The organism is Caloranaerobacter sp. TR13, from assembly GCF_001316435.1.
Taxonomy (GTDB): Bacteria; Bacillota; Clostridia; order Tissierellales; family Thermohalobacteraceae; genus Caloranaerobacter.
This window is the reverse complement of the sequence record NZ_JXLL01000001.1, coordinates 25,743-51,366: the sequence shown is the minus strand read 5'-3', so window position 1 is coordinate 51,366 and position 25,624 is coordinate 25,743. Positions and strand designations below refer to the sequence as shown.

Annotated in this window: 23 protein-coding genes and 1 tRNA gene; 5 read left to right on the top strand and 19 right to left on the bottom strand. The window is 27.6% G+C overall.

The window, feature by feature from the left end; all coding sequences use genetic code 11:
• Positions 1 to 67: 67 nt before the first annotated feature.
• Complete coding sequence (locus TR13x_RS00205; RefSeq protein ID WP_054869874.1) at positions 68 to 1,027, bottom strand: metal-dependent hydrolase; 960 nt, start codon at positions 1,025 to 1,027, stop codon at positions 68 to 70.
• A 150-nt stretch (positions 1,028 to 1,177) separates the two neighbouring features.
• Here TR13x_RS00205 and TR13x_RS00200 point away from each other — a divergent pair.
• A tRNA-Leu gene (locus TR13x_RS00200) sits at positions 1,178 to 1,264 on the top strand.
• A gap of 60 nt (positions 1,265 to 1,324) precedes the next feature.
• Here the strand turns inward: TR13x_RS00200 and TR13x_RS00195 are convergent.
• Positions 1,325 to 1,975: a phosphatase PAP2 family protein gene (locus tag TR13x_RS00195; RefSeq protein ID WP_054869873.1), complete on the bottom strand. Its 651-nt coding sequence runs from the start codon at positions 1,973 to 1,975 to the stop codon at positions 1,325 to 1,327.
• A gap of 123 nt (positions 1,976 to 2,098) precedes the next feature.
• Between TR13x_RS00195 and TR13x_RS00190 the strand changes: the two genes are divergently transcribed.
• Positions 2,099 to 3,007 carry a selenium metabolism-associated LysR family transcriptional regulator gene (locus TR13x_RS00190; protein ID WP_054869872.1) on the top strand — a complete coding sequence of 303 codons (909 nt, stop codon included), beginning with the start codon at positions 2,099 to 2,101 and terminating at the stop codon, positions 3,005 to 3,007.
• An 88-nt stretch (positions 3,008 to 3,095) separates the two neighbouring features.
• Here TR13x_RS00190 and TR13x_RS00185 read toward each other — a convergent pair whose 3' ends face one another.
• From TR13x_RS00185 to TR13x_RS00125, 13 genes are all read right to left on the bottom strand, one after another.
• Entirely contained in the window at positions 3,096 to 4,523 is a 1,428-nt protein-coding gene (locus TR13x_RS00185; protein ID WP_054869871.1) for an aminopeptidase, read from the bottom strand.
• A 116-nt stretch (positions 4,524 to 4,639) separates the two neighbouring features.
• On the bottom strand, positions 4,640 to 5,305 hold the full coding sequence (locus TR13x_RS00180) for a response regulator transcription factor (RefSeq protein WP_054869870.1): 666 nt from the start codon (positions 5,303 to 5,305) through the stop codon (positions 4,640 to 4,642).
• Entirely contained in the window at positions 5,298 to 6,461 is a 1,164-nt protein-coding gene (locus TR13x_RS00175) for a sensor histidine kinase (RefSeq protein ID WP_054869869.1), read from the bottom strand. The genes TR13x_RS00180 and TR13x_RS00175 overlap by 8 nt, the downstream gene beginning before the upstream one ends.
• Before the next feature lie 143 nt (positions 6,462 to 6,604).
• Positions 6,605 to 7,078: a hypothetical protein gene (locus tag TR13x_RS00170; protein ID WP_054869868.1), complete on the bottom strand. Its 474-nt coding sequence runs from the start codon at positions 7,076 to 7,078 to the stop codon at positions 6,605 to 6,607.
• A gap of 134 nt (positions 7,079 to 7,212) precedes the next feature.
• Entirely contained in the window at positions 7,213 to 7,668 is a 456-nt protein-coding gene (locus TR13x_RS00165; RefSeq protein ID WP_054869867.1) for a chemotaxis protein CheW, read from the bottom strand.
• Between the two features lie 62 nt (positions 7,669 to 7,730).
• Positions 7,731 to 7,910 carry a DUF896 domain-containing protein gene (locus tag TR13x_RS00160; RefSeq protein WP_054869866.1) on the bottom strand — a complete coding sequence of 60 codons (180 nt, stop codon included), beginning with the start codon at positions 7,908 to 7,910 and terminating at the stop codon, positions 7,731 to 7,733.
• Between the two features lie 144 nt (positions 7,911 to 8,054).
• Positions 8,055 to 9,581, bottom strand: coding sequence for a histidine ammonia-lyase (gene hutH, locus TR13x_RS00155; protein WP_054869865.1), 1,527 nt, complete (start codon positions 9,579 to 9,581; stop codon positions 8,055 to 8,057).
• A 148-nt stretch (positions 9,582 to 9,729) separates the two neighbouring features.
• Complete coding sequence (gene thpR, locus TR13x_RS00150) at positions 9,730 to 10,281, bottom strand: RNA 2',3'-cyclic phosphodiesterase (protein ID WP_054869864.1); 552 nt, start codon at positions 10,279 to 10,281, stop codon at positions 9,730 to 9,732.
• 64 nt (positions 10,282 to 10,345) lie between these two features.
• Entirely contained in the window at positions 10,346 to 10,594 is a 249-nt protein-coding gene (locus TR13x_RS00145) for a YkuS family protein (RefSeq protein WP_054869863.1), read from the bottom strand.
• A 58-nt stretch (positions 10,595 to 10,652) separates the two neighbouring features.
• Complete coding sequence (locus tag TR13x_RS00140) at positions 10,653 to 11,657, bottom strand: LacI family DNA-binding transcriptional regulator (protein WP_054869862.1); 1,005 nt, start codon at positions 11,655 to 11,657, stop codon at positions 10,653 to 10,655.
• Between the two features lie 70 nt (positions 11,658 to 11,727).
• On the bottom strand, positions 11,728 to 17,112 hold the full coding sequence (locus TR13x_RS00135; RefSeq protein ID WP_054869861.1) for a diguanylate cyclase: 5,385 nt from the start codon (positions 17,110 to 17,112) through the stop codon (positions 11,728 to 11,730).
• 115 nt (positions 17,113 to 17,227) lie between these two features.
• Positions 17,228 to 18,658 carry an MATE family efflux transporter gene (locus TR13x_RS00130; RefSeq protein ID WP_054869860.1) on the bottom strand — a complete coding sequence of 477 codons (1,431 nt, stop codon included), beginning with the start codon at positions 18,656 to 18,658 and terminating at the stop codon, positions 17,228 to 17,230.
• Between the two features lie 13 nt (positions 18,659 to 18,671).
• Positions 18,672 to 19,109 (bottom strand): MarR family winged helix-turn-helix transcriptional regulator, encoded by a 438-nt coding sequence (locus tag TR13x_RS00125; RefSeq protein ID WP_054869859.1) that lies wholly within the window; start codon positions 19,107 to 19,109, stop codon positions 18,672 to 18,674.
• Between the two features lie 267 nt (positions 19,110 to 19,376).
• Here TR13x_RS00125 and TR13x_RS00120 point away from each other — a divergent pair, with 267 nt between their 5' ends.
• Positions 19,377 to 20,312, top strand: a complete 936-nt coding sequence (locus tag TR13x_RS00120; RefSeq protein WP_054869858.1) for a M23 family metallopeptidase — start codon at positions 19,377 to 19,379, stop codon at positions 20,310 to 20,312.
• Between the two features lie 21 nt (positions 20,313 to 20,333).
• Positions 20,334 to 20,729 (top strand): polymer-forming cytoskeletal protein, encoded by a 396-nt coding sequence (locus TR13x_RS00115; protein ID WP_054869857.1) that lies wholly within the window; start codon positions 20,334 to 20,336, stop codon positions 20,727 to 20,729.
• Positions 20,730 to 20,753: 24 nt separating this feature from the next.
• Here TR13x_RS00115 and TR13x_RS00110 read toward each other — a convergent pair whose 3' ends face one another.
• The 3 genes from TR13x_RS00110 to TR13x_RS00100 all read right to left on the bottom strand — a co-directional run bounded on the left by TR13x_RS00110 (position 20,754) and on the right by TR13x_RS00100 (position 24,257).
• On the bottom strand, positions 20,754 to 21,641 hold the full coding sequence (locus tag TR13x_RS00110; protein WP_054869856.1) for a YegS/Rv2252/BmrU family lipid kinase: 888 nt from the start codon (positions 21,639 to 21,641) through the stop codon (positions 20,754 to 20,756).
• Positions 21,642 to 21,738: 97 nt separating this feature from the next.
• Positions 21,739 to 22,602: a DUF4438 domain-containing protein gene (locus tag TR13x_RS00105; protein WP_054869855.1), complete on the bottom strand. Its 864-nt coding sequence runs from the start codon at positions 22,600 to 22,602 to the stop codon at positions 21,739 to 21,741.
• Between the two features lie 14 nt (positions 22,603 to 22,616).
• Positions 22,617 to 24,257 carry a hypothetical protein gene (locus tag TR13x_RS00100; RefSeq protein WP_054869854.1) on the bottom strand — a complete coding sequence of 547 codons (1,641 nt, stop codon included), beginning with the start codon at positions 24,255 to 24,257 and terminating at the stop codon, positions 22,617 to 22,619.
• A gap of 235 nt (positions 24,258 to 24,492) precedes the next feature.
• On the opposite strand from TR13x_RS00100, the gene TR13x_RS00095 reads away from it, so the two are divergent.
• Entirely contained in the window at positions 24,493 to 25,293 is an 801-nt protein-coding gene (locus TR13x_RS00095; protein WP_054869853.1) for a histidinol-phosphatase HisJ family protein, read from the top strand.
• A gap of 6 nt (positions 25,294 to 25,299) precedes the next feature.
• Here the strand turns inward: TR13x_RS00095 and TR13x_RS00090 are convergent, their stop codons facing one another.
• Entirely contained in the window at positions 25,300 to 25,542 is a 243-nt protein-coding gene (locus TR13x_RS00090) for a hypothetical protein (protein ID WP_054869852.1), read from the bottom strand.
• Positions 25,543 to 25,624: the final 82 nt, after the last annotated feature.

Here is a 25,624-nt window from a genome sequence, read left to right as displayed (position 1 = left end):
TATGCAAATTATAATATTTACCAATACAACTCAAAAAATACAAAAAATTAGAGCTGCATTTGCAGCTCTACGCAATCTCTCTTTCTTCCACTAATATTTCTCTTTTTAAACTGTATGGGTGAAATATAGTTTTAACTATTTTCTTTTCAAAATTATAAACAGCCGTAGCATGATGCATAAATTCATCTCTTAAATAATATCTCAAGTCTATTACTCTTAATATAATTTCTTCTCCCTTATCTATAACTTTAATATGCTTGATAGGTGTAAATTCTGAGAAATATCTGCCAAGTTCAGTTTTATCGAATTGCTTAATAAGTTTATGGTTAGTTTTCTTAAATTTCTTTCTTATTGTGATATTTTTATTTAAATAATAAACTTGTCCCACAATATTCGAGCCTTTAGTTTCTACAATAAAATCCCATTTCAAAGGATTGAAAAACGAAGGTAAAATATTGATTCTTTTAATACTATTTTTATCTTTAAAGCTATTGTAAAGTACTTTGGTAACACTACTTCTCATATGAATTCTAAACAATAAATAAACTACAAAAATTAATGAAAATACAATTCCTTTAATAACTGTGTCTTTAAATAAGAATACCATCCCTACTGGTAAAAATATTATAAAAGGATCAAATAACATTAATAAACTTGCTGAAAATTTTCTCTTTGTAAATGGTAACAAAAACCTCGCACCATAAGAATTAAGCATATCAAATACAGAGTGTGATAAGCTACCTAAAAAAGTCCAAATAAATATTCTAAAAAATGAATAGTCTCTGAATATTAAACTTAAAGCTGCAGATATCACTAAAGAAATAAAGCCTATACCAAAAATCGAATGTGTCATTCCTCTATGATGTTTCAAATATTCATATTGCCCTTTTAATCTAAATACTATGTCAATATCAGGCGACATCGCCCCTATAACGCTACCTAACATTAAGGGGTTTGTAATATTAATTGGCTCTCCACTTAAAGTAGATAACCCTAATCCTATTATTCCATGTGTAATTGGATCCATTTAAGCACCTCCAAACCATCTACGTATAAAATTATAACACAAATTACTCATATATTTCTTTGGTATATAATAGTATTTGTAACTAAAAATTTAACAAAACAACTTGACTTTTATATGTTTTTTTGGTAACATACAATCTGTAGCTAATATGCCGAAGTGGTGGAATTGGCAGACGCGCCGGACTCAAAATCCGGTGGTAGCAATACCGTGTGGGTTCGAGTCCCACCTTCGGCACCAGAAAAAAAGAGGGCTAAAGCCCTCTTTTTTATTTGTAAAGTCCAGCTAATTGGCTGGACTTTATTTATTTGTTGAAAAAATCACGTCCAAAGTATTAGCTTTGTATCTCCCATAAAATATTTCATAAACAAATTTTGCACATATTGTTGCTAATAAATATCCTCCTACAACGTCTATTACATAATGCTGCTTTATAGTTATTGTAGACAATATAACCATTGTAGAGAATATATAAGAGAAAATTTTTGTTGATTTCTTTATATCTTTTATATTTAAAATGGCCATATGAGTTAATACTGACTGTAAAACATGAATGCTTGGAAAAGCATTTACTGGATTATCGTTTGTATATATTAAAATTATTAGCTTGCTAAAAATATCATTGCCAACTACTTCAGGTCTAATAACATATGTCGGATATAATAAAAATATTATTAACGAAATAGTTTGTCCCAAAATAACCGCTATTGAATGTGTAACAAATAGCTTTTTGTCTTTAATTAATAAATATAATAATGTAATCCATATATATAAATACCATAACACATAAGGTATAACCATCCAACTAATAAAAGGAATATAATTATCCAAATGGCTTACTAAATGATGTTTTCTCATATTTAATGTGTTTATTACTAGATACAAAAATTTAAGCATTATCAATACTAATATAAGTAATATATATTTATTTTTTTTAAAAAATTTCATCATTTGTGCTCACTCCTTCTTTAATATTCTAAATAAGCTTAAAAATAAAATCAAGTTTAAAACAATTTATTGACAAATTGTAATTTATTAATTACGATAATTAAAGAATATGAAAGTGGTGATATTATGGATTTTAGACAACTCGAAACTTTTGTTGAAGTAGTTAAATTAAAAAGTTTTTCTAAAGCTGCTGAAAAACTATATTTAACTCAACCAACTGTTACAAATCATATTCAGAATCTAGAAAATGAATTGGGTACTTTATTATTAAATAGAACTGAAAGAAAAATAACTCCAACAGAAGCAGGTAATATTTTGTATAAATATGCAATTGATATTCTAAACATCAGGGACATGGCTTGTTTTAATTTAGGGGCATATAGAGGTAAAATAGAAGGACATCTAGAAATCAGCGCTAGCTCTATACCAAAGTTATATATTCTTCCACAATTAATAAAAAGTTTTTCTAAAAAGTTTCCTAATGTAACATTCTCAATAAATAATAAAGATTCAAAAGAAGTTGTAAAAAATATATTAGATGGAATAACAGACTTCGGTATAATTGGAGCTAAATATTATTCTAAACATCTAGAATATATAGAACTAATAGATGATAATATAGTCTTAATTACTCCTAATAATGAAAAATATTCATGGGAAAATAACAAAGAAATAGACCCTAAAATATTATTAAATGAAAGAATAATTCTTAGAGAACTAGGCTCTGGTACAAGACATGTAGTTGAAAAGGCTCTAAAAGAAAATAATTATAACTTAAACAATTTCAATATTGTAGCTTGTGTTGAAGATAATGAAACTATTAAAAAGTTTACAGAATTAGGAATTGGAATTAGTTTTATATCTGAAAAGGCTATTGAAAAGGAAGTAATTAATGGTACAATAAAAAAGTTTAAATTGAAAGGTATAAACTTAACAAGAAAATTCTACTTAATTTATCATAAAAATAGACAACTTTCCCCTTTAAATCTAACTTTTAAGGAGTTTATTCTCAATTATATTAATGGAGAAAAATAGGTACTGGGTACTTGGTACTAGGTACTGGGTGCTTGGCACTAGAATTGAAAATGTAAAAAAGATGGCGGCATCAATTGCCGCCTGTCTTTTATGCATTAAAGAAAGCTTTATAACCTTTATATGTCATATATACATCTGATTTACTTACAAGTTCATATGGAGCATGCATGCTTAATACCGGCACACCGCAGTCAACAACTTCCATTCCATAATTAGCTAGAATGAAAGCAATTGTTCCTCCACCACCTTGGTCTACTTTACCTAGTTCACCCATTTGCCAAACAACATTGTTTTCATTAAATATTCTTCTAATTTCACTAATGTATTCAGCATTAGCATCATTACAGCCTGCTTTTCCTCTTACTCCTGTATACTTAACTAAAGTTACCCCTTTTCCGATAAATGGTGCATTCCTCTTATCTAGTACTTCAGGATAGTTAGGATCAAAAGCTGCACACACATCAGCAGAAAGAACTCTTGAATTAGCTAAAGCTCTCTTTGTTTTTAATTCACTATAGCTTTTAGTTGTAAGCTCTATTAATTCTGACACTATGTTCTCAAAGAACATTGAATGCATTCCAGTATTACCATAACTTCCTACCTCTTCTTTATCTACAAATAGAGCTACAGCTGTTTTTTGTGGCTTATCAATTTCTAATATTGCTTTTAGTGATGCATAAGCACAAACTCTATCATCATGTCCATGAGCAGCAATTAACCCTCTATCTATACCAACATCTCTAGCTTTTCCCGCTGGAACTACTTCTAATTCAGCAGTAGTAAAATCTTCTTCTTTTATATCGTACTTTTCATTTAATAACTTAAGTACATTTAATTTAATTTTTTCATTTAACTCTTTATCCCTATATGGAATACTTCCTATTATTATGTTTAAACCTTCACCAGTTATACCTTCACCTAACTTTTTAGCTACTTGATCTTTCGCTAAATGAGGAAGTAGATCTGTAATAAAGAATACAGGATCATTTTCATCTTCACCAATAACTATATTCATTTTCTCACCATTTGATTTAATTACAACCCCATGTAAAGCTAAAGGTATTGAAACCCACTGATATTTCTTTATTCCTCCATAATAATGAGTTTTAAGTAATGCTAACTGTCCATCTTCATAAAGAGGATTAGGTTTTAAATCAATTCTAGGTGCATCTATATGTGAACCTATTATATTCATCCCTTTAGTTAAACATTCTTTACCAATAACAAACATTACTACTGCCTTTTCTTTGTTAACAGCATAAATTTTCGTACCAGGCTCAATTTTAGTACCTTTTTCAATAATCTCTTCTAAAGATATGTAACCATTTTCTCTAGCTATTCTAACTATTTCTAATGCTGATTCTCTTTCAGTTTTTCCTTTGTCTAAAAATTCTTTATACCCCTCAGCAAATTTGAAAACCTTTTCCTCTTCATCAGTTTCTATAACTTCCCAAATATTATTCCATTTATGTGTTAATTTTTCTTGTAAAATTTTACCTTGTAACTTTTCGCTCATCTTATCCCTCCCATTTAGTTTTGCCTATAAATATTATCTTACTTTTTGTCTACAATTGTCAATAAAATAGATTTTTTTCTTAGTATTATTACTAAAAATTAAAATTTTATTTGTTTTTAAAGCTTTTTAATATTATTTTTATAAGCGTATATTGCTGCTTGTATTCTATCGTTTACATTTATTTTTTTAAAAATATTTGAAACGTGATTTTTAACTGTCTTCTCACTTATATATAATCTTTCAGCTATCTCCTTATTATTCAAACCTTCAGCAACTAAAGTCAATACTTCGTATTCCCTTCTAGTTAATACGTCCTTAACTGTACTTTTATCGCTATCTTTTTTTGCAGTTTTATACTCCTTTGCTAAATATATAGCAAGACTTGGTTGAATAAAAGATTTTCCTCTATAAACATCTCGTATCGCTTTTATTAAAGTTTCTGAGTCTGCATCTTTTAATACATATCCATCTGCACCTATATTTAAAGTTTCATATAAATACTCTCTATCATCATGAATAGTAAGCATAACTACTTTCGAATCTACTCCTATATCTTTTAACCTTCTTAAAGTCTCTATACCATTTATCAATGGCATATTTATATCCAATAATACAACATCAGGTTTGCATTCAAGAGTCATATGAATTGCATCTTCACCATTAGAAGCTTGTCCTATTACTTTAATGTCGCTTTCTAGCTCTAATATTTGCTTTAATCCCTGTCTCATTAAAGAATGGTCATCAACTATTAGTACTTTTATCTGTTTTTGCAATTTAATCATCCTTCCCATCTATTGGTATTCTAAAAATAATATTAGTTCCTCTTCCAATCGAAGAAATTATTTGAAACTCTCCCTTAAGTAGGTCTACTCTTTCTTTCATACCTAAAATTCCAAACCCACCTTCAAACATATCAGTATCATTTAATTTTTTCTCTACATCAAATCCAATACCATCATCCTTTACAACTATATTAATACTTTTTAAAGTAGTTTCGATTTTTATCTGTACATTTTTAGCTTTTGAATGTTTTTTTATATTATTCAGAGCTTCTTGTATAATTCTAAATAGCGTAATTTCAACAATGGACTCCATACTTTTAAACTGTCCTATTACTAAAACTTCTGCATTTATACCTGTTTCTTCAGAAAAATTATACGCATATCGTTTTATAGTTGGAATAAATCCTAAATCATCAATTGACATAGGCCTTAAATCATATATTATTTTTCTTATATCCTTAAGACTTTCTCTAACTATATGTTTTAAGTTCTTTAACTCATTTCTAGCTTTATTCACATCAATATCTAAAAGTCTTTCACATACTTCTGTTTTAATTACAACATTTGCAAGTGACTGTGCTGGACCATCATGAATATCTCTTGCCACTCTTTGTCGTTCTTCTTCCTGAGCTTTCAAAATTTTTATTCCTAGCAATTGTTTCTTCTGCATATCTTCAATAGTTTCGCTTAAATCATTTAAATTGCCACTTAAGTACTCTAAAGCTACGCCAACTTGTGTAACTAACCTTTCTGCCTTTTTAAGAACTTTTTCAGCATTAATTAACCTTATTTCTAGCTCTTTTCTTTTATTTATAAGATCTTTTTCTTCCTGCCTCTTTAACATTAGTAGTACCTGTAAGTTTTTCGCATTATCATATGCCTTTTTAATATCTTCTTCTGTATAATGCTTAAAATTCTTACTTACAGCCATTAATTTTTTTCTACTATTTTTTTCTTCAATTTCCAAGACATCTACTTCTTTTACTAATTTTGCAACTCTTTCTTTTAATACAGCTAATTCTCTTTTTATAGATTCACATTCTTTTCTAGCACTTTCTGCTATATCAAATATTTCTTCTTTCCCCTTGTTAATTGATTCTATAGTTTTTTTTAGGACTTCATTTATACGATTAATATCAACTACATTTTTTTTCATAATTACACCTCAAATATTTGCTTTATATGTAATATTACATATTTCGATTTTATTTTACTTATATCCTGCTTTTTTATCTTTGTAATATATGGTACTTTTGTACTATTTTTTACATAAAAAAAGCCGATAATTTATCGGCAATATTAACTAAGTGGCTTAAATTTTGTTAATAAAAATTTATTATCTGACTTTAACAGCTCTATTTTATACTTAACCACCTCTGTTAAATCATTTTCATAAAATTTTATATCCCACTCAATTTCAGCTATAAAGCTAATTTTTTTTATATCATTATCAATTAAAGATATATTTAGTATTCTCAAATCATTTACAAATTCAAAATCTGTTGAATTCTCTTTTAAATAAGTTAGATATTCTAAATCATCTTTTACTAGAGTACCGTCTTCAATTTTTATTAGCTTCTCTTTTACTATATCTAAATCTAAACCTTCATAAATACATGAATTCATTATATCCATTCTATTTAACAATATTGTTCTAATTGTTTTTATTATAAAATCCTCATTAATTATATTATTAGAATTTTGAGCCTGTCCAACGCTAAAAAACAAAATAATGACTATTAAAGCAACCATAATAATTAAATTTTTTTTCATCCCTATCCCCCTAACTTTACTTTCCATAATTCTAGTATAGAGGAATAGGACTGAAAATTTTATCATATGTTGGCAGTATTAAAAATTTTCGTAATACACATTACTACATCTTAATATCCATTTCGTCAAAAAATCTACACTTGCATAGATTCTATTTTTTGCTTTTCCTCTTCTGTTAATATTTTTTCTAAATCAACTAAAATTATCAGTCTTTCATCAAGTTTACCAACGCCTGTAATATACTTACTATCTACTCCTGCTACAATATCAGGTGCTGGGTCTACATCTTTATCATCTAGTCTAATAGTTTGAGAAGCTTCATCTACTATAAAGCCTATTTGCTTATCTTTCAAATTTATTACAATAATTCTTGTATTACTATCAATTTCTTTTTGTTCAATGTTAAATCTTTTATGAAGGCTTATTATCGGTATAACATTCCCTCTATAGTTTATTATTCCTTCAACAAAAACTGGTGCATTAGGCACTTTGACACTTTTTTGATATGGTCCTATTTCTTTAACATTCATAATATCTATACCATACTCTTCATTACCTATTTTAAAAACTACATATTGCTTCTCAGCCATATAGAATACCCCCTATTTTTTTACTTACTATTCATTTATTCTACATATTTTTCATTTATCCTCTATTCTTTTTCTTCTACAAACTTAATTGAGTTTAACTGTTTTCTAAAACTTTCTCTAAAATTCTTTAGATATTCTTCTCTTAGAGCTTTCTGTTCTTTTTTCTCTTCTTCTGTTAAACCTTCTATTTTAGATTTTCTAGCTAAATAGTTTATTCTATTTAATTTTTCCTTTGATAACATAATAACTCTCCCTCCAATTAAATAGATAACAATAATTTATAAGAATAAAACTACCTATATACATAGTCTCAAATTGATTATAAAGAAAAAACATATGTAAGTCAAAAACTTACATATGTTTGGCTATTGGCTGTTAGTCTATTTTTATTCTAATTCACCTATATATGATTCTACTTCTCTTAAAATATCGCCTGAACTAATTAATTCAAAACTCTTATTAATATCTTTATATAAAATCCTATCTTTATCTACATAAGATATATTTTCTCTAATTTTATTATATGCAGCTTTCGTACCTTTTCCTAATTTCTCACTTTCATTAAAATCTATAGCTTGAACAGCTGTTATCATTTCAATTGCCAGCACATTTTGTACGTTAAATAATATTTCTTTTGCCTTTCTTGCTGCTATAGTACCCATACTAACGTGATCTTCTTGATTTGCAGAAGAAGGTATTGAATCCACACTAGCAGGATGCGCTAAGACTTTATTTTCCGATACTAGCGAAGCAGCTGTATACTGAGCTATCATAAATCCAGAATTCAAGCCTCCCTTTTCGGCTAAAAATGCTGGTAACCCACTTAACTGTGGATTTACTAGTCGTTCAATTCTTCTTTCTGAAGAATTAGCTATTTCAGATAAAGCAATTCCTAGGAAATCCATGGCCAAAGCAATTGGTTGCCCATGAAAATTACCTCCTGAAACTACAAATTCATCTTCACTAAAAATCAAAGGATTGTCTGTCGCTGAATTTATCTCTATACTTATTTTTTCTTCTACATATTTTATGGCATCTTTACTTGCACCATGAATTTGTGGTATACATCTTAAAGTGTATGCATCTTGAACTCTTATCTCGCCTTGTCTTGTTATATTTCTGCTATCTTCACATAATCTTCTAATATTACTAGCTGTTTTAATTTGTCCTAAATGAGGTCTAACTTTATGAACTCTTTCATCAAAAGCATCTATTATCCCGTTAAGCGCCTCAATTGTCAACGCTGCAGATATATCTGCAATCTTCATTAATTGTTTTGAGTCATAAACTGCTAAAGCCCCAATAGCTGTCATAATTTGAGTACCATTGATTAATGCTAAACCTTCTTTTGATGTCAACTCAACTATTGGTATGCCAGCTTTGCTCATCGCTTCTTTTCCGCTCAATCTTTCGCCTTTATATATTGCTTCTCCTTCGCCTAAAAGAACTAAAACCATATGTGACAGAGGTGCTAAATCACCACTTGCACCTAAAGAACCTTTTTCTGGTATTATCGGATGTACTCCTTTGTTCAACATATCTATTAAGGTTTGAAGAGTGCTTAGCCTAATACCTGAATTTCCTTTAGCTAAAGCATTTGCTCTTAGAAGCATTACAGCCCTAACTACATCTTCGTTTAAAGAATTTCCTACTCCACACGAATGGCTCATAATCAAATTTTTCTGCAATTGTTTTGTTTCTTCTTTTGAAATAACCATTTCACTAAACTTCCCGAATCCAGTTGTAATCCCATATACAACCTTTTCATTTTCAACAAACTTATCTACAAGCTCTCTAGCTTTTTTAACTCTTAAAACCGCATCATCAGATAACTCTACAATGTATCCTTTTCTTGCAACATTCATTACGTCATCAATCGTTAAGCTGTAGCCATCTATAATCACTTTCCCCATTTTTTCAACCCCTTCTAAAATTTTTACTCATTTTTTCACTCCTTTCTTATTCTTCAATACTTAATATTTTTCCTTCAAATAAGTTTAAATTTTAAGAAATATTCAAAATTTTAACAATTTAATGTTTTATTGCACTAAACTCTTATAGTTAACCTAAACGGAAATTTCCTATAGGGGTGTATATTCTCTTGCCACCTATTAATTCACTATTCATTAATGTCAAATTTTTTAATGTAAAACTATAATCTAAATCCTTCTCTATTAAATCATCTACAAAGTGCTTTCTTGATTCAAACACTACATCTCTTGCTAAAGTTATATGAGGTGTATATTTTCTTTTTTCTTTTGGAAAACCATACTTTATTAATTCTTTATCAACTGCAAGTTTTATTTGTTTAACCTTTTCTACTTCTCCTGAAACACCTAGCCACACAACTCTCATCATATCCTTTCCTGGAAAATAATCTAACTTGTCCAATTTAAGCTTAATTTCATCAAAATTAGAAGCGATTTTTCTAAGACTTTTGTTTATGTCTCCAACATAGTTTTTATCAACACTACCTAAGAATTTCAAAGTTAAATGAAAATTGTCAATATATACCCACCTTCCCTTTGATGAGTTATTCTTTACCTTCTTTTGTATTTTCCCTAATCTTTCTTTTAATTCTCTATCAAAAGATAAAGCAATAAACAATCTCATTTTAAAAACCTCCTTCTGTAAGAACGAAATCTTCGATTAAAATAAAAGCAGCTTAAAGCTGCTTTTATTTAAGTAATCCCTTTAATTGATTATATACATCTTGAGGTGATTTCCCAGTAGCATCTATAACAGGTTTTTTAGTAATACTATCATGTATCCCCATAAAATTACTATCTTGACCTGAAACTACAATAGCATCATAGTTATCTATATTATTTATACTTTTACTTAAACTTTCTACATCATAACCTCTACTTGAAAGGAAATCCCTCATATTTTTTAATCCTTCTTCAACTGCAATTTTCTTTTTCATAGTATCCACCTCCAAATACTCTCATATTTATTATGAGTATCTGGAGATGCATTTATTCCTATTTATTTAACTTTATTGTACTATCTCTCTTCTGTAGATGAAATGGTAATAATGTACGTTTTTCTTCTAGTGGTTCTTTTTTAAGCTCTTTAATTATTCTCCTTATTGCAACAGCTCCTATGTCATAAAATGGAATTTTAATTGTTGTTAATCTAGGTCTTAAATTAGAAACAATACTAATATCTCCAAATCCTACAACCGAAATATCATCTGGTATTCTTATTTTATTATCATAACAATAATTCATAACACCAATAGCTAATTCATCATTACTGCAATATATAGCTGTTAAATCGTCATGATCTTTAAAAATTTGTTTGGCAGCTTCATATCCATCTTCTATCTTATATCCATTTGCAAAATAAATATTGCTATTTATATCCTCTTCTGCCGAAGCTTTTTCAAATCCTTTTATTTTCATATTTTCCAATGAGTTAACATCTTCCTTTAATCCTAGATATAATATATTTCTATGACCTAAATTAATTAAATACTTAGTCATTTCATAAGAAGCATCAATATAATCTATAGTTACTGTTGCATATTCATCTTGATGTGAAAATCTACTTAAAAATACAAAAGGTATATCATATTTATCAATTTGTTCTTTAGTTTCTGAATTTAAAACGTCGGACACTAAAATTATACCTTCAACCTGTTTTCTATTAAGCAACTGCATATATTTTAGCTCTGCTGTCTTGTCGCCATACGTACTACATAAAAGAATATCATAATTGTACATTTTCCCAACTTCTTCAATACCTCTTACCATATCTGCTATATATGAATTGCCGATATCTGTTACTATTACACCAATTAAAAATGATTTTTTTGTAACTAAAGTTCTAGCAATTTCATTTGGCTTATATCCAATTTCTTCTATTACATCTAGAACTTTTTTTCTAATTTCTGGGCTAACAGGCTTAGAATTATTAATAACTCTTGATACTGTTGATATAGATACACCAGCTATCCTGGCTACATCTTTAATAGTAACTGACAATAAATCACCTCCAAAATATCTTCTTTAGTATTTACAAACAAATATATGATATTATATTCTGTTCATTAATTCAAATAATAGCTGCAATTATATCTGCTATTTTACTAATAAAATTATATGAATTGTAATCAAATTCCTTTTCCTTTATTGGCACTGAAAGATATAAAATACCCTTAATCTTTCCATTTATAATTGAAGGTACAGCAATCACTGACTGCCAATCTGGTTTGCCTGTTACAGGATCAATTTTGCCTATATCTTCCCAATCTATTAAAAATTCACCCTTACCACTATCTATTACTTTATTTATAATATTTTTATTATATCTAGGGTTATTGTCCCATTTTTGTTCCATTCTTTTTCTGGCATACATTTTATTTATACTTAAATCTTCCTCAATTGTAAATAATATTGCCTGATAAATTTCCATAACTTCAATTAGTCTACCTAAAATTTCAAATATCTTGTATTCTGTTTCTATATCTAATTTTAATAGATTTAAAACATCAATCATTAAAGAAACACTGCGTTGATCCTGTACTGTATTTCCAGTTACTATACCAGCAAGCTTATCAAACCTTGCTACTTTATCTCTAATAGAACTATCCCAAAGGACAGACTTATTCCTTCCTGTATTTTTTGCATGATATAAAGCTTTATCAGCATTTTCTATAAGTTCATCTTTAAATTTCCCATGTTGTGGATAATTTGATACTCCTAAACTAATAGTAACCGGATAATCTTTACTTATTAAGTTAGCACTTTCTACTTCTTTTCTTATCTTTTCTGCAACTTTTAATCCTTCATCTCCTTCAGTATCATGTAATATAATTATAAATTCTTCACCACCATATCTCCCAACAATATCAGTATTCCTAATATTATTCTGTATTATTTGTGCAACTCTGCTTAAAATCTCATCACCTTTCTGGTGGCCAAATACATCATTTACATTTTTGAATTTGTCTATATCTGCCATTATCACCGAAAAATTAAAGTTGTTAACTTTTGAAAATCTTAATATTTCATCAAATAGAAAGTCAAAGTATTTTCTATTATAAATACCAGTAAGTTTATCTGTTGATGAAGAAATTTTTAAATAATAATTTTCAATATTCAAATAAGCTATATAGGATAACATTTTCATTAACTCAAAAGTTCTTTGATCAAATCTGTTAAAAATCATATCTGAATCTAAGTAAAAATATCCTATAATCTTATCATTTGAAAAACTCTTTATCTTTTTTCTTCTTTCTACTTTATTTAATAAACTTTCTTTTCTATTTCTACAAATCGGAATGCATATCATAGATTTAATATCACCAAATAAAAGTCTATCTGCTTCACTTCTTATCTCTTCAAAAATATTTTTTAAAATAAAAGCTTTCTGTCTCTGTTTAACTATAAATCTTATTTTATCTAATTCTACCTGATCGATATTATCTATTGTAGAAGCAATAACTTCTAATTCATTTGTAGCTTCATTGTTTATGAAAATAAAACCTCTACTAGCTAAACTTTGGTCTACTGCAAAACTTATTAAGCTGCGTAAATTACTTTCATAATCATCATTAAATTTTTCTATCAATTTTGTTGCCTGCAGCATATTTAAATATGCCTTTGTATTTTTACTATGGCCTTCTATTGTTCTATTAATTTTATTAAATAAATTTATTAAAAGATCTATATCTTTAAGATTATTATCTTTCATTTTTTCAAGTACTTCATTTGATCTTCTTAATAATGATTTATCTTTATTCTTCAATAAAATATCTATTATCGTACTTACTTTTTGTATTATCTTATGCTTTCCATGGCTATTAAAATAAGTTGATCTAAAACTTTCATCTGGTATCTTTTTTGAAAGCCTTTTTAATAAGTCCAAAACCATAAGATAATAATTAGCTGCTTTATAGTAATCTTGTTTCTTAAAATACTTTTCACCAATCATATAATAAACAAACAATTCAAACTCTAAAAATCTATTATCTCTAACCAATTTAAGTACTTCTAATAATCTTTGAATCCCCCAGTCTTCTATACATATAATCAGCATTTTTCTAACTAAATCTAAATAAATTGTAGATACTCTTTTTGCTATTTTAGCATCTTCTTCTAGTAATTCTAATGCATAGTCTATATCGCCCTTTTGAATAGCAACATATGATATCCTTAAAAGGAAATCTCTTCGACCGGTATTACGATTTCTAAGTTTAAATTCATTTCTTATTTTATTAATTTCTTCTTTGTCTAATATACCAGTTTCATAATATTTAATAAGAGCTTTTAAAGATATCGCATTAAGCTTATATTTGATATCAAATTTAGTACTATTTTCTATTGTCTTATTACAATATTCCTTCGCCTTGTCCCATTTGCCGAATTTATAATAAAATTCGCTTAAAAAGTTATAATATTCAGTAGCATTTATTTTACTTATTTTAGATTTTTCAAATTTTTCTTCTATAATATAATAACAATCAAAACACTTATCGAACTCTCCCATATGAAGATATATAGCAGTTAAATTTTTCATAGCAAGAAAATATGTATCTTCATCTTCAAGTTCTTTTGATAGTTTAACAGCTCTTTCAACTACTTCTTTAGCCTTTTCATATTCATTAATACTTAAGTATAATTCACCTATATTATTTAAAAATACAACTTCACTTTGTGTAGAATTATACTTCTGAGATATCTCAATTCCTTCTCTCATGTACTTCATTGCTTTATCAATTTCATCAAAATAATCAGCATAAATTATACCAATATTATTAATAGGACCAGTAGATTCTACAAACTCATTAGCTTTTTGGAATAGCTTTATGCTTTTTTCAAAACATTCTCTAGCTAAGTCGATTTTTTCTATAAACATATGAACAAGTCCCATATGATTATAAAAACTACCTGCATATCTATATAACTTTTCTTCCAAAGCTAATTGTAAATATTTTTCACTAAACTTTAAAACCGAATCATATTTACCTCTCCAAATATTAATTTTATTAAGTAAAATTACAGCATCTAAAATATCTTCTATTGACTCTATATCTTTTGCCTCTAAATATGCTTCGATTGCTAGTTTTTTGCATGTATCCAAATCATTTCTTAAATATGAAATGTTTGCAATGTTTATCTTGCATCTAACAACTAACTGTTTTTTATCTGATTTCTGAGCTCCTTGCAAAGCTTTTTTATACATGTCTATAGCTTTACTATTTTCACCTTGATAAGCATATAATTTACCCATATTTATTAATACATCTAATTCTCTTATATCATTTGGTTTCTCTTTTAAAAGCCTATATGCTTTTTCCCATAATAGCATTGCACGTGAATTTGCAAGTAAACTCTGCATTTTTTTAGCAAATATAATAGCATAATCAATAGCTTTATCTGTTTCATTAGACAGAGTTAAATGAAAAATTAATTCATCAAAATTCACTCTATTTTGTTCTCTATATATATCCTCTAGGATTTTAGAGGCTTGCTTATGCAGTTTACTTCTTTCATTTTTATCAATACTGTTATATATATATCCTTTAATATTTCGATTATAAAAAGTATAAGTATAACCCCAATCTTCTACTCGTTTATCCAATAGTTTCATTGAAACTAAATTATCTATTAACTTTAATAATTTTTTCTCACTAATCTTAACCATTTTCTCTATAATTTTTTGGGAAACTGGACTGTTAAATACAGAAATTATTTTAATAATACTGTATAAATCTCTATCTAACAGTTCAATTTGTTCTTTAATGGCTTTATCTATATTTTCAGGTATAGGGAGCTGATCAATACTTTCAATGTCTAATTTCCATATACCTCTTTTGTCCAAATAAAGCTCTTTTGCTACATACAATTTTTTCAAAACTTCTTCTATATATCTTGGATTACCGTTAGTTTCTTTTATTATTCTTGCTGTAAAACTAATGGGTTTATAACCAATATTTAAAATATTACCTAATAATTCTGCTGTTTCATGTAAATTAAGTTTAAGCAATTCAAGTTCCTTAACTTCATTCATTTTATTCCATTCATCAATAATATTTTTTAACTCTGATCTATATCTTATTCTTTCTTCATCATAGGTGATAATCAATAATAAAGGAATTGACCTGCTATTCTTTATAATAAAATTCAACATTCTAAAAGTTTCTAAGTTTGCATTATGTAAATCATCTATCATTATATAAGTTGGCGTATTATTTATATAATCTACAAGAAAGTTAGTAATACGATCATATAACCTTAATTTTTCCTTATCTGCACTTAAAACTGGCGATGGTTTAATATCTTTAATAAGTCTTATATCTGGTATTATTTTTACTAATTCTGGACCATATTTCTCAATCAAACTAACATCTGCATTCTTTACCATCTGTTTTAAAATCATTTGGATTGGTGAAGAGCAATCTGAATTAGATATATCAACTACAGTTTTAAATAATGTTCTATTACTCATTCTTAACCTATATCCTATTTCATTGATAAAACGTGTTTTGCCAATCCCACTTTCACCTTTAACTAATACCAATTTTGTTTTATAATTTCCTATATTAAATTGACTATCAATATTAAGTACTTCTTTTATTTCTTTATCTCTACCTACTATAGGAGTTTTAAATATTAAATTTCGATTTGAAAAGTTAAACTCAAATCGTTTTCCTGAAATAGCATTCAAATCATTAACTAATTGATAAATATTATCGTATCTCTTATCAACATCTCTGTTTATGCATTTTTTTATAATCTTAAAATAGTCATCATCTGAGCTTTTTACTTCATCTAATATGCTCTGATAACTAAAATCTGTTTTATCAGAACCTCTTAACAAAACATAAAATAACATACCAATTGAAAAAATATCTATTCGCCTATCTATATTTTCTTTTTCAAAAGTAAATTCAGGTGCAATAAATAATCTATCATTATAACCAAAAGTTTTGCTTAAAATATGCTCTTTTACTGAAATAATATCTTGTAATTTAACCTTTATTTCATTTTTAGATTTATCTATAAAAATATTTTCTTGGTTTAAAAATACGTAAGTAACTCCTTGTAAATGTAGATAATATAATGCATCACATACTTGATAAACGATATTGATTACTTCTTTTTCTGTAATTTTATCCACAACATCAATAAGCTTTAATCTACTTTTTATTTCAGTTGTATAAAAATATAAAGGTTGTTTTGAAGCCTTATTATCAATTGTTTTAACTATATCAAAACTGTGACTTTTGATTATATTAGGATGTGCAATAGTGCTATATCTAATAAAATTTTGTGTTAGGTATTCTATATATTTACTATTATTTGATGTTTCTTTATATGTTTTTAAAAATTTCTTTGCATTGTTTTTTATTAAGTCTGTTACTTCATATGTAATACTTCTATTATTTTCTTCAATAATATTATTTATAAAATACCGGTTGTTTATTAATTCCATAAAATCCCCTTCCCCACAACAATCAATACTTAATAATACAAGTTTCAGAAAATATTAAATTTAATTAACATTATATCATAAATTAAGTTTTAAGGGTATATTTTACCATGTGTTATTATACTTGTATGCTTTTCCATCTTCCAGATCTAAATCTAATAAATAATAGAAGTCCTCTTATAATCAAATCAATACTCATGGCTATCCAAGCACCAATTAGTCCAAAATTTAAAACTATTACAAATAAGTATGCTAATGTAAGCCTTATTCCCCAAATACCGGTAAAAGTAATTATAAGTACCCATTTAGTATCTCCTGCACCTCTTAATCCACCAGCAAATCCCATTACACCTGCTAGGAAAGGTTGTGATATAGCAACAATTCTAAGACACCATCTTGCACTATCTAATATTTCCTTATCTCTTGTAAAAATCATTAAAAATATATCAGGCCAAATAAAGAAAAAAAGCCCAAATATACCCATCACTATGGAAGCCATCTTTACAGCTATATATCCACTTTTCTGTGCTAATTTAGGATTTTCAGCCCCTAAATACTGACCTACTAATGTGGTTGCTGCTAATGCAAATCCAAAACCTGGCATAAATGATATTGATTCAGCAGTTAATGTGATTCTATGTGCCGCTATCATTGTTGTACCGAGGCTTGTTACTATTCTAAAAAACAAAAGCTGTCCAAATCTCATAAAAAACTGTTCTATTGCAGCAGGTATTCCAATATTAAAAATACGTTTAATAATCTGAAAATCAATTTTATTATTCTCTTTAATATTAACTTTTAATTTGCCTTTACCTTTAATAATAATTAAAAAGATTAATAAGCCAGCAAAACTTCTAGCAAAAGCCGTAGAAATAGCTGCACCACTAACTTCTAAACCAGCACCTGGTATTTTAATAAATATACTTTTATTTATAACAGGAATACTTAGGTCTATTATTCGGGTATGGTAAATCAAGAAAAAGTTACCAACTATATTTATTATATTTGAAATACCATTTACATACATAGGTGTCTTAGTATCTCCTGTTCCTCTAAAAACACCACTCATTATTATACCTATAATCATAAAAGGAAATGACAAACTTACAATTTTAAAATACTCTGTTGCTTGTGAGATTACATCTGCTTTTGCCCCCATTAAAACTACTACCTTTTTAGCTAATAATTGACCTAAAAGACTAAAAAAAACTGCTAATATCAAACTAATAATCAATGCTTGTTTAGCTACATCATTTGCTTTTTTGATATCTTTAGCTCCAATAAATCTTGCAACTAAAGCTGTAGTACCAACGCTTATTGCTGCAAAAAATGTCAATGCAGTCATTATAGGCATATCGCTTATACCAATAGCAGCAATTGCTGAAGCTCCAAGGCTTCCGACCATAGCCATATCAGCAAAACCTAGTAAAGTTTGCATCAACATTTCCATAATTGCAGGAAAAGCTAATCTAATAGTTTGTCTAGTTAAATTTTTATCTACTGATGCTTTGTCCACAACTTTTCTATTGGCATCTTTTATGACTTCCACTATAAAGCCTCCTCTAAAGTTCTCTTTCCATAGCTATATATAACTTTTCTAAACTTTCAACAAGAAATTGTTTTTCTTCTTCAGTAAAAAAATTTAACTTTTTTTCTAAATAATCTATTCTTTTATTAAGAACCTTTTTTAATATTTCAAATCCCTTATCTAACACTTTTATTCTAACCACTCTTCTATCTTTATCATCTCTCACTCTTATAACCAAATCATTTTTTTCCATTCTATCAATTAAATCAGTTATTGTACTATATGCAAGAGACATTTTTTCACTTAGATCTCCTATAGTCAAATTTCCTTCTCTTATCAAATACTGAAGTGCATTAAATTGAGGTCCTGTTATATTATAATCTTTTAAAATCTCTCTCCCTTTTTTCTTTATTATGCAATCAATTTTTCTTAAATATTTCTCAATAGCTTCAACATTATTAAGCTGACACATTTCTTCTACCCCCTAATATTTCGATTCTCTAAATTTTATTACTATAATTATAGTACCATTTGATACACTGTAATTCAACAAAATAACCTTAGCTTTTATACAAAAGGAATAAATATTTTTATATGGACATACATATCTATATAACATATTTTTACCAAATTAATTTCTATAATTTTCTCACAATATAAAGAAGGATTTATAAAACACTTATAGAATAAGTAATTTGTGGCTTTACTTGCCTTAATTACTTATGAAAGGGGGGGAAATTTGAAATATATACATACTAAAACAAAAAAACCAAAATATTTCTCTTTACTTATCGTTCCCCACTCTAACAATATAAAACAATTAAAAATAGCCACGTGGGTTCCTAAGTTCTTGATACTACTTATTATTATCATTTTATCTACGACGGGTTTTCTGTTTTATGCTTATCGAGAATTAAAAAATGAATATTTAGCAAAACTAGATGAACTAGACTATGTAAATGATGTCAATCTAAGGCAAAAAGCTGAAATTGAAACACTAAGACAGAAAACTGCTGAAATACAGGAAAAACTTGATGCTATTTCTACTTTTCAAGAAACAATTAAAAATATGGTTGGCCTTAAAGAAAACAAAAAAGAAAAAAAAGCAATAAATTCTTCAAGAAGTGGAAATCCATTTTTAAAAGACAAATTAATTTTAGAAGAACTTGATAATAGTATAACTGTACAAATGGACGATTTATCAACACTTCTAGATAATAGTAAAGAGGAATTAAGTAAATTAATAGTAGATGTAGAAAAAAGACTAAAGTATTTAGATGCAAAACCAAATTTAATGCCTACTGAAGGTAGGATAACTTCAGATTACGGTTATAGACGTAATCCATTTGGTAGAGGAAGAGAGTTTCATAAAGGATTAGATATAGCAAATAGATCTGGAACAAAAATTAAAGCTGCTGGAAGTGGAGTTGTAACTTTTGCCGGTTATTATGGGGGATATGGGAAAGTCATAATAATCAGTCATGGATATGGTTATCAATCCATATATGGGCATAATAAAAAACTCTTTGTAAAAGTCGGACAGCATGTAAAAAAAGGAGAAGTTATTGCTGAAATGGGCAACACTGGTAGAAGCACAGGGCCACATGTACATTTTGAAATCAGATACTATGGCAAACCCGTCAACCCTAAAAATATAATTAACAACTATGAATAATTTTATAAGGAGCGATTTATAATGTTTAACAAAAAGGAAGTAAAGCTTGATAAAATTGATACGCTTATTGGTAAAAATACGAAACTTGAAGGAAAAATTGAATGCACTGGAACAATAAGATTAGATGGTGAGCTGACAGGTGACCTAATTACAGAAGGAAATGTTATAATTGGGGAAAGTGGAAAAGTTAATGGCAACATAACTTGCAATAATGTTTTTATATCAGGCATTGTAAAAGGTAATATTATATCAAAAGAAATGTTGAGATTAACAAATACAGCTAAATTATATGGAGATATTCAAGTAAAAACCTTCATTGTGGATGAAAATGCTGTGTTCGAAGGCTCATGTAAAATGGAAGTGGCTAAAACTTCAAATGAAACAAAAATTAATAAAGAATCAAAAAAATCAAAATAAGGAGCAGAGTAAAGCTCCTTATTTTTATCTAACAAAAATCCTAAATACTTGTGGGGCTATCTCAAATACAGCTGGTAGCACTCCAAGATATTCTCCATCTATATCAACATGTACTTTATCCTTTGAACTAATTTTAATCCTTTTAGTCTTAAAATAAGCTACATTTGGGTGTTTTATATGTTCTCCCTTTAAAAGATTTATAAAGATAGAAACTATGTCAGTAATTTCGGATTTTTTTATTATTATACAGTCTAAGAAACCATCTTCTACTTCTGCCGCTGGAGCAAGTCTTTTAAAACCTCCAATTGATGAACTATTAGATATTAGAAATAATAACACATCTTCTGTTGCGCTATATTCATCACTTTCAACTGTTAAATTCATTGGTTTAAACTTTTGTCTAGGTATTTCTTTAAGTCCTTCTATATAATAAGCCATCCTTCCAAGAACTGTTTTCAATTCTGATGGTACTTGATGTGCAACATTAGTTAATAATCCACCAGCTGCAACATTTACAAAATACTTATCTCCTACTTTGCCTAAATCTACATCAATTGTCCTTCCTGATAGTATCATATCGCAAAATTCCTTAACATTTCTTGGTATATCCATAAAATTAGCAAAATCATTTACAGTTCCAGCAGCAAGAATACCTACAGGGATCTTCCTACCACCTACTACAATACCATTTGCAACTTCATTTACTGTACCATCACCACCACATGCAATTATTATATCCCAGTCTTCCCTACAGCACTTTACAGTCTCATAAAAAGCATCATTCTTCTTTTTCGTTGCAAATTTACCTACTAAATAACCATTATCCATCAAAATATTACAAATCGTATCTATTCTTCTTTGAACTATCTGTCTTCCCGAAGATGGGTTATATATAACTTTTACTTTTTTCATTCGTATCACCTGCTGCAAGTTTATTGTATTTGGATTTCTACATATACTAAAACATAGTATAACATAATAATCATCTGTATACAAAATCTAAATCCTATTATTTAATTTCAAGATAATTAGCTATATTAGCATCTGATGTAATTTTTCCTTTAATCAACTCTTTCTTACAAGTCATTATAGTCGTTATACCAGGTCCATGTCCCATTTTAATGCAATCACTATGGATTACAATCCCTATACTAACAGCTCCTTTAAGATATCCTCTACCATAAGTATTATCACAATCTTTCAATAATACTAAATCACCAAATTTTAGTTTGTCTAATCCTAGTTTTTTAATTTCCTTTTTATCTAAAGTCATAATATCATAATCTCCACTAAACGAATTCGAAGATCCTATACCTGAACCCATTAGATAAGGTGGTACTTCACATGTAACAGGAACTTCAATTTTACCACCGTCTATTTCTTTAATACCTAATTTCAAAAACAAATCAGGGTCTATATTCATAATCTTTATTTCAGGAAAATCTAATAATTGAAGTCCTTGTCCATAAGCTTTAATTAATATTTTGTCATCTATAGCCATTTTTTCTAAGTCTGCTTCTTTAAAATAGATAAGAACGTGATCAATCCCGCCATGTTTGCCGGTTACAAAGCCTTTTGCCCCTTTAGCGTCACCAGAAATTACCATTGCCTCATTACCTATACAAGAAAATAAATTTAAAGCTACATTTTCATTCTTATTTTCATTACGTATACTAACTCCTGGTTCTACATGGTCGCCAACCCAACCAAAAGCACAATCGCCTACTTTCACATTATATGTTATACCTCCAATAGCTGGTAATACATTTGGTATACCATCTCCACTTATTCTATAAGGGAAACTCTGAATTGGGTGATGTATTTTCCCTTGAACTGACTGCTTAACTAACTTATCTATATTTGTCTTTAGCATACAAGTCACTCCTATCATTTTAATATTACTCTTGTCATTGCAAATGGTACATATAATAAATTTGATAAGTATATATTAACAGCTATAAAAAATACTAAAAAGCTAGTATAATTTAACCTCTTATTTTCTTTATAAAAAATATACGTTATAATACCAGAAATTAAATTTAAAATCAAAGGCATTATATATGGAGCAAGTTTAAACTTCAGGTAATTTGGTAAATAAAATACCGTATAACCACTATAAAATGTACTTTTAAATAATAATAAATTCAAAATTATATATAAAGATGAAAATATTATAAATTTAATATTTTCTTTATTAATTCTATATTTTCTTAAAATAAAGCCTACAGGTAAAAAGATAACCAAAACATATAGCAAACTCTCCATTCCCTTTAAAAATCCAAATGCCAAAGCATAAAAAGGAGAAGCCAATGCTCTATAAAATGCAGTTATATAATCACTTTTTGTAAATTTATTATTTACTAAAATAAAATCTTTATTTTTACTATTCATAAACAATTTATAACCACTTGCTTCAATGTCCAGCCATGTTAAATAATCACCAAATTTAGTTCTTATAAATGAAGGCCTTTTTGATTGAGATGCAGTATTAGAAATAAAAACTACATTTGATATATTACCTTGCTTATCAATCTCTAATTCAAAAATATCTGGATACATTGCATATTTATTGCTTATATTTATCCCTGAGCATATAAGTTTAATTTTTCCATTATCTTTATATACAGATATACTTTCTCCTAATGCTGTTACGCCATCTATATGACTATCCGTAATTTTCCTACTAACTTCAGATTCTAAAGTTTCTGCATTTAAAATTTCTAACTGTAGGTAAGTCCTATTTCCACCTTTCGTATTGGTAATTGGATATACTAAAAATATTTTGTTATCTACTATCTCCACTTTAACATCTCTAATTACTGTATTAAAATTACTTCTAATATCCGTTATTTTCCTAATATCATTATCTAATTTATCTAACGCTCCTAATAGTATATTATTAACATTTAAATCCACTTTATCTACAATAAATACATGCTTCTTATTATTTATATCCTTAAGGTAAATATTTCTTATATTCCACTTATTACTATATTCATTTATTTTTTTCAACTTATCATTTTCAAATTTATATATATCAATATTTTTATTATCATATGTTCCAATATATAATCCATTTTGCATTTCACTTAAAGTAAATCCTTCTATATTGTCAAGTAATTTAACTGGTTTAGTAAATCCTATACCTTCATTGTAATGTGATACATTAAGCTTATTATCTTTAATATAAAACAACTTATTTTCAAACAGATAAATATTTTTAATCTTATTTATATTAATATCTTTGTCAGATAAATTGCTTTCTAGAACTTTTCCTGTTTTTGTGAGTAGATAATATAAGAGTTTCCCCTCTTCATTAAACGTTACGATTAATATGTTATCTTTGTAAGTTCCTATAATAGGTTCTTTATTAACAAAAGATTTTCCTATTTCTATTCCCTTGCCCCATTCATTAGAAAATTTTAATGATTGAATTTTTAAATAATTGTATGTATGAAATCCTATAAAAAGAATAATTGTTAATACAAGTGCAAAAATAGTTTTTATTACTTTTAGATTCCTTTTCATTGATCTCCCCCTCTAAATAGCTATAATATTTTTAATAATAGTACCATTTATTAGCAATCATTTCAATTATCAGAATATTAATAATTATTAATTAAATGTAATAATTTAGTAAATATATTCTGTTTTTTTTAATACGATAATTACATTTATACTTAAGTTAGATGTTAACTACTTTTTTATTTATGTTATAATTATATAGATATAGAAGAAAAACATTGAAATAGGAGTGATACAAATGTACGATTTTCACGTTCACAGCAGTTTTTCAGGCGACTGTAAATATACAATGGAAGATATGCTAAAAGGAGCTTTAAAAAAAGGCGTTAAACAAATTTGCTTTACTGACCATCTAGATTTTGAATATGGAGATGATTTAATAGATTTTGTATTTGATACAAATGATTATTTTAAAGAAATTAATAGATTAAAATATAATTATAAAGGAATAATTGATGTGTTAAGTGGTGTAGAAATAGGTATGCAACCTCATCTTGCTGAAAAAAAGAAAGAGTTTATAAAAACACATGATTTTGATTTCGTGATAATGTCAATTCACACTGCTAAAGGTAAAGGTATCCACGAAGGTACTTTTTATAAAAATAAAAATGTAAAAGATGCTTATTATGAATACTACGAAGAACTCCTTTTCTGTATTGATGCTCTTAAGGACTTTGATGTTATCGGTCACATTAATCTTATTGAGAGATATCAAAGCTTTATGGAAAAAACTTTAGAAATAAAAGAATACTTAGATATTATTGAGACAGTTTTAAATAAAATAATCAATTTAGAAAAAGGAATTGAAATTAATACTTCTGGAATCAAATATGGTATAGGTAGTTTCCATCCAAGTACAGAGATACTTAAACTATATAAAAAACTAGGTGGAGAAATAATAACTTTTGGTTCTGATTCTCATAAACCAGAAGAAATATGTGCTTATTATAAGGAAGCTATTGAATTATTAAAAAGTATTGGTTACAGATATATAACCATATACAAAAACAGAAAGCCTCAATTTATTAAAATAGAGTAAGGTTTTTTACATCCTTACTCTATTTATTTTAACTCTCTTTTCAAAACCGCATTTCTCACACTTAAACAAATGGCAGCATTTTTCATGCTCTACTCCATCTACAAGCTGTGTTATATCATTTGATAGATAAGGACTATATTCATCTAAGTAATCAACTATAGCCCCTGTATCTTTTAACCTGTTGCCACATCCTAAGCAGTATATTTCATAATTTAACATACCATTGCAAAGTGGACAAACCAACTCCATTATCTGCATCTCCTTTTAATTAATATTTACTTCAACAACTTTACTCTTAATTTTTGACATAAGCCTTGAACATATTCTTTAC